This window comes from Endozoicomonas sp. ONNA2 (assembly GCF_024606365.1).
In the GTDB taxonomy this organism is placed as follows: domain Bacteria; phylum Pseudomonadota; class Gammaproteobacteria; order Pseudomonadales; family Endozoicomonadaceae; genus Endozoicomonas.
Genome location: NZ_JAHHPO010000365.1, coordinates 1 through 5,576 on the forward strand (window position 1 = coordinate 1; position 5,576 = coordinate 5,576).

4 protein-coding genes and 1 pseudogene are annotated in these 5,576 nt (G+C 48.8%); 4 read left to right on the forward strand and 1 reads right to left on the reverse strand.

Annotated elements, in window-relative coordinates:
• The 3 genes and pseudogenes from KDK14_RS06615 to KDK14_RS06625 form a co-directional block, all read left to right on the forward strand.
• Positions 1-593: pseudogene (locus KDK14_RS06615) on the forward strand (hypothetical protein); the annotation flags it as partial.
• A gap of 191 nt (positions 594-784) precedes the next feature.
• Complete coding sequence (locus KDK14_RS06620) at positions 785-982, forward strand: hypothetical protein (protein WP_257264236.1); 198 nt, start codon at positions 785-787, stop codon at positions 980-982.
• Positions 983-1,001: 19 nt separating this feature from the next.
• Entirely contained in the window at positions 1,002-3,023 is a 2,022-nt protein-coding gene (locus KDK14_RS06625; protein WP_257264238.1) for an ankyrin repeat domain-containing protein, read from the forward strand.
• A gap of 44 nt (positions 3,024-3,067) precedes the next feature.
• On the opposite strand, the gene rsmI is transcribed toward KDK14_RS06625, so the two are convergent.
• Complete coding sequence (rsmI, locus tag KDK14_RS06630) at positions 3,068-3,910, reverse strand: 16S rRNA (cytidine(1402)-2'-O)-methyltransferase (RefSeq protein WP_257264239.1); 843 nt, start codon at positions 3,908-3,910, stop codon at positions 3,068-3,070.
• A gap of 126 nt (positions 3,911-4,036) precedes the next feature.
• Here rsmI and KDK14_RS06635 point away from each other — a divergent pair, with 126 nt between their 5' ends.
• Positions 4,037-5,278, forward strand: a complete 1,242-nt coding sequence (locus tag KDK14_RS06635; protein ID WP_257264240.1) for a hypothetical protein — start codon at positions 4,037-4,039, stop codon at positions 5,276-5,278.
• Positions 5,279-5,576: the final 298 nt, after the last annotated feature.

Consider the following 5,576-nt stretch of genomic DNA (forward strand, 5'->3'; position numbering starts at 1 on the left):
GTCACACTCCATTAACTGATAACGAGATAAAAGAGATAAAAAAAATTCCATTACAAGAGCGTGTGGTCATTTTTTCGGAAAAAACTATCATACTTTTTAGCCAAACTACTTTGAGTAATACTCCCTCGGTTGCTATTGCGTTGTGTATAACCGCGGTTACTGTCGGGACTTCCGCGATTTCCGCGATTACAACCGGGGCTGTTTTAACTACCGGGGTTGCTGCCGGGGCCGTCGGTGCTGCTGCCGGAGTTGACCGGGCTGCTGCCATGGTTGGCGGAGCTGTTAGCGCAGCTGGCGTATTCGTCGGACTTTGTGCCTGCACTTTCGGGTTTACTGTCAAGACCGCCGGTATTTCTGCCGGAGTCATCGGGTTCACTGCCGGAGTCGTCGGGATTACTGCCGGAGTCATCGGGGTTACTGCCGGGGCTGTCGGGGCTGTCACTACTGTCGGGGCTGTCGGGGCTGCTTTTGGCACTCATGGGGCTATTTTCGTTGCTACCGGGCTTGTTGGCGGGCTTGTTACCGGGCTTGCAGGAACTTTCGGGGCTAATGCCGTCTATCAAGAACAGGAAATGAACCCGGTAGTTCTCTGAAAGGAAACCGGGGTCTTAATGGAATCGAATATTTCTGGCTACTGAATATTGATTGCTTTAAATCATAACCGGCACCCGCACATAATTCTGGAATTTTCTGATTTTTATACCATTCTCTTAGCCACTATTTTTTCCCAACATTCACTTACATGGTTCCAGAGTCACCTGTCAGTTTATCCACAGAGATTCCCGTGAAAGAGAATGCATGGCTTGAGTTACTTGTCTGGAATGACGATGCAGCGAACTGGCAGAAAGGGTTGGCAGAAATAGCCAAAACAACCGTAAGCCACCATCGTCTGATGAAATTACCAGGCTATCCGGACATTATTGCAACGGCGATCACCGGCAGGCAAAAAATGCCGGGGATTATCCTCGAACCAATTGAATAATTACAGCAGGCTAGTAGCGATGAATGGTGTCAATGGCAATGGAGCAGAATTTTTCTTTAATTGTTCTATCTGTAAGGGTGACGACGGGTATCCCGGGCAATTTGGTGGGCGTTCACTGGTCACAACCTCTTGCCCGAACTCCGACATTTTCCACCTGGAATGCATTACCGAATGGCTTGACAGTGAACAGCAGTCGTTAAAAAGTCTTGAAAAACGGGAATGTTTATGTAAGCACCCGGCACTGCCATTGATGCGCCTGGACGGCATGAAACTGCTGGACGACGAATCACGTTATTGTACAACCAGGATGCTTCAGGTCTGCCTTACCGGAAATCTGCAGGCACTGACAGAGCTACTGGACGAAAACAAAGCTTTGGCAAACCGGACTTACCATTCGGTGCTCACAGGTCATCCTGAATACCCGTTATCAGTCACCATCAAGTATGGCCATACTGATTGCGTCCGGACCCTGATCGACCGGGGTGCCGATGTCAATGCCGCCAATCACCATGGGGAGACCCCCCTGCACCTGGCCGCATATAACGGTCAGCTCGAATGCCTGAAACAGCTGATGAAAAAGGGGGTGAATGTCAATAGCACCAACAAAAAAGGCGAAACAGCGCTGCATATAGCCACCAAAATCGGCATAACCAAAGACCGTCAGCAAGGGCCTGCCATGGACATAAACGCTTCCGGCAAACTCCCTGACGGCAAGACAACCGAAGACTTTACCACCCAAAAAGAAAACGGCGCCGGATGCCTGAAAGAGCTGATTGCTCACCGGGGCGTAAATATTAATGTCAAGGATAACGACGGCATCACGCCTTTGATGATCGCTGCCCGATGGGGTAATTCAGAGCGCCTGACATGGTTGCTCGACGCAGGCGCGGATATCAATACCGCTGCAAACAACGGCGCAACAGCGCTACATTTGACTGCTGTACTGAAGGGCGGGACCAAGTGCCTGAAAAAGCTGATTGCCAGTGGTGCGAATATCCATGTCAAGCCCCATAAAAATACCGCTACGCCCCTGCAGTTAGCTGCCAGACACGGCAACACAAAAAATGTCCGGACGTTGCTGGACGTTGACGGCAGCCAGGTCAATGAGAAAACCTACCATGGTTCCACAGCTCTCCATGTAGCGGCCCGTAACGGCCACACAGAAACCGTACTGGCGATACTGGACGCTGACGGCATCAGGGTCAATGAGAAAGATGACGGTGGCGCGACGGCGATCTATGAAGCTGCCTTTAACGGCCATACAGACACCGTCAAGGCGTTACTGGGCGCTGAGGGCATCAAGGCCAATGAGCAGGATAACAGTGGCGCCACGGCTCTGCATATAGCTGCGTCCAAGGGCCACACAGAAATCGTCCAGTTGTTTCTCGAGGCTGACGGCACCATGGTCAATGAGAAAGATAACGATGGCCGGACGGCTCTGCACTTTGCTGCCGCATTCGGCCACACAAAAACCGTGCAGTTGTTACTGACCGCCCGTGACATCAACGTCAATGAGAAGGATAACGATGGCGGTACAGCGCTCCAGTATGCTGCCTGTAACGGCCATACAGATACCGTCAGGGCGATGGTGGAGGCTGACGACACCATGATCAATGAGCAGGATGACAATGGCAGGACGGCTCTCCATGCCACTGCCTCTAACAGCCACACAGAAACCTTCAAGGTATTAGTGGCCACTGACGGCATCCAAGTCAATGTGAAGGATATCGATGGCCGGACAGCCCTCCACTTTACTGCCCACATCGGCGACGCTGAATCCATCATGGTGATACTGGCCAAACACGACATCAAGGTCAACGAGAAGGATAACGATGGCCGGACAGCCCTCCACTTTGCTGCCTATAACGGCCATACAGAAGCGATCACGGCATTACTGACCGCTCATGGCATCAAGGTCAATGCGAAGGACAACTACGGCCGCACGGCGCTCGAGTGGACTCACAAGAATACTCACACAACGTGTAAGGAACTGCTTGTTAAACATGGGGCCCGTGCTCCAAGGGCCTGCTTTTTACAGTGATAAAAAACAGTAACCGGGGCCAGGAGGCTGGCCAAAAACAGCAGCTACGCCCCCTTTTTCAGCGCCAAAGCCAGCTCATAGAGATCTTTTTTTCTCAGCCCGGTCAGATCAGCAACTGCAGCCGCCGCTTTGTTAATGGGTAAATCCTGTAACAGGCGGTGCAGCATTTTTTCAATTTCCGGGCTGATTTCTGCACGGTCTTCTTTATAACCCTCAACCAGCACCACAAACTCCCCACGCTGCTGATTGGTGTCCGCTTGCAAGACCACCTGAATCTCAGACAGCGTGCCGGTCATGATGGTTTCAAAGGTTTTGGTGATTTCCCGGGCGAGCACAATACACCGGCCACCGCCCAGCACAGTGTCGAGATCTTCCAGAAGCGCCATAATACGGTGTGGCGACTCATAAACCCCCCAGGTACAGGAAAAAGCCGCCAACGATGCTATTTGCTTGCGACGCCCTGCCCCTTTAGCGGGCAGGAAACCGGCAAAATAAAAACGGTCAGTGGGCAGGCCACTGACTGACAGCGCCGCGATAAAAGCGCAGGCGCCGGGTATGGGAACCACTCGAAATCCGGCCTCTCTCACCAACCGGACCAGATAAAAGCCGGGATCAGAAATTAACGGCGTACCGGCATCACTGATTAACGCAATGGTCTCCCCCGCCTGCATACGTCGCACAATCATCCCGGCCTGCTGTCGTTCATTGTGGTCATGACAGGGAATCAGCGCAGTATCAATGCCAAAGTGATTCATCAAGCGCTTACTGTGCCGGGTATCCTCTGCGGCAATAACATCAACCTGACGAAGGACATCAACGGCCCTGGGCGTCATATCACCCAGATTACCCATGGGCGTAGAAACTACATAAAGAAGCGGGTCAGACATGACAGTAAACAACCCTTGTGAACTCATGGACTCAGGTTAGTGTAGGGAACTTTTCTTTATTGCATGGGTCCAATGATTAATATTATTTTTACCACATCATTGTTGCTGCAATTACAGAGGTAAGTTATGGATCCGAATTTTCCGCCCATAGTTCCAAAAACTGAAGCTCCACCCACTTACCAGGAAGAAACCGGTCAGAGTCACCTTACCATTGAAAAGGTGGCACAAAAATTTATTTCAAAGACCGAAGAAATCAGTCAATCCAACCGACTGGACATTGGGCAATTCCGAAAATCGCTGTTTGCCAGAGTGATCAAGGAAATAAACAAGCGCATCCTTGAACCTTTTACACTCCCGGTTCAGCTGAGCGTACTGACAAACCCAAAGAATCCTGGCCGTTGGGATTGGGAGACGTGGGAGCGAAATGCCAAGGAGAATGGAGGTGATTTTGAATACGATGCCATTGTAGAAATAGGACAAAAAATCGGGAAGGATCATGCAGAAAAATTTCTGTCAGATTTCCTGGGATCCATTAATCCGGAGAGATATGACGATGCGTATATACTCTCTATCTTGGACGAAGATACTTTCAAGTGTGTATCCAACTTACTGTATACCCTGAATCAACCTGTGAAAAACTTTATTTTAGCAGCCATTTCGGCGGGACTGGTTGACGAAGCACTGATTAACACAATATACACACGCTATGTGCCGGATACAGCAAGTTCACAAACCCATGAAGCAACAAATAGCCAACTGCCCGGTTACAGGGTTTCATTCGATAAACTTGAGAACACCACAGCCAGCGAGTTGGCTGGAGATTTCATGAAAACGGCTATTGTCAACAGGAGTAATACTTATGCCAATAGAAATAAACTAATGCATCGGTTCACCACTATTTTAAATGATAATTACCAATGTGGAATCAGTGTTTTGGGTATTAACCCCAAGCAATTTGGAAACAATCCGACCGAGGTATCGGAGTCCGATTGGGCAACTTGGGAAATGGCACTCTATATAAAAAAGAATTTCAAAATAGGAAATAAAGAGGTTAAATATAGCGCCCAACGAAACGAGGAAATCATTGAAAAGATTGAAATGATTTTGTTAAAAAGCAAACTTACCCAAATTATGTTGTACACTGCTTTTAAGGCAAGCCCGGATATTCTTGAATTGAATCTTGATATCCCGGAAGAACGCCTGAGAAGTAAAAACTTGGTTGAGTACGTGTTCACAGCCTGTAGGGGCAAAGGATTACCTGTAACTAAAATCATCACTGGTATGATCAAGATAGGCTGTTTAACCAAAGAGACCATTGATGCGATTTATTCATTGGGTATTCAGAATTTAGATAACGTAGTCAGTTGATTCAATACCCGGGAATTTTCCTGAAGTCCACATTTCTACAGATGCTTCCCGAAAACCTGTAACTGCCTGTGCTTTTGCGGCAGCGGGGGGCAGTATTTTGCCGGACTGGGTAAAATCAAGTATTGCAATTACGCACTTCACTGTCATTTACAACCATCAGAGATATTTTATCTGGTTGACTGGGCACTGTATAGGGTAGTGGTGCTTCTTATGATAGACATTAAGCATCTATTAATTTCAGAGGCAAAAGCTTTGAACCACGAAGCACACGAAGAGCACAAAGGAAAAGAAAAAGCTC

Excerpts from the sequence above, each read along its gene's own strand:
- KDK14_RS06625 (WP_257264238.1), top strand. The coding sequence starts at position 1,002 with ATGAATGGTGTCAATGGCAATGGAGCAGAATTTTTCTTTAATTGTTCT.
- rsmI (WP_257264239.1), bottom strand. The coding sequence starts at position 3,910 with ATGTCTGACCCGCTTCTTTATGTAGTTTCTACGCCCATGGGTAATCTG.
- KDK14_RS06635 (WP_257264240.1), top strand. The coding sequence starts at position 4,037 with ATGGATCCGAATTTTCCGCCCATAGTTCCAAAAACTGAAGCTCCACCC.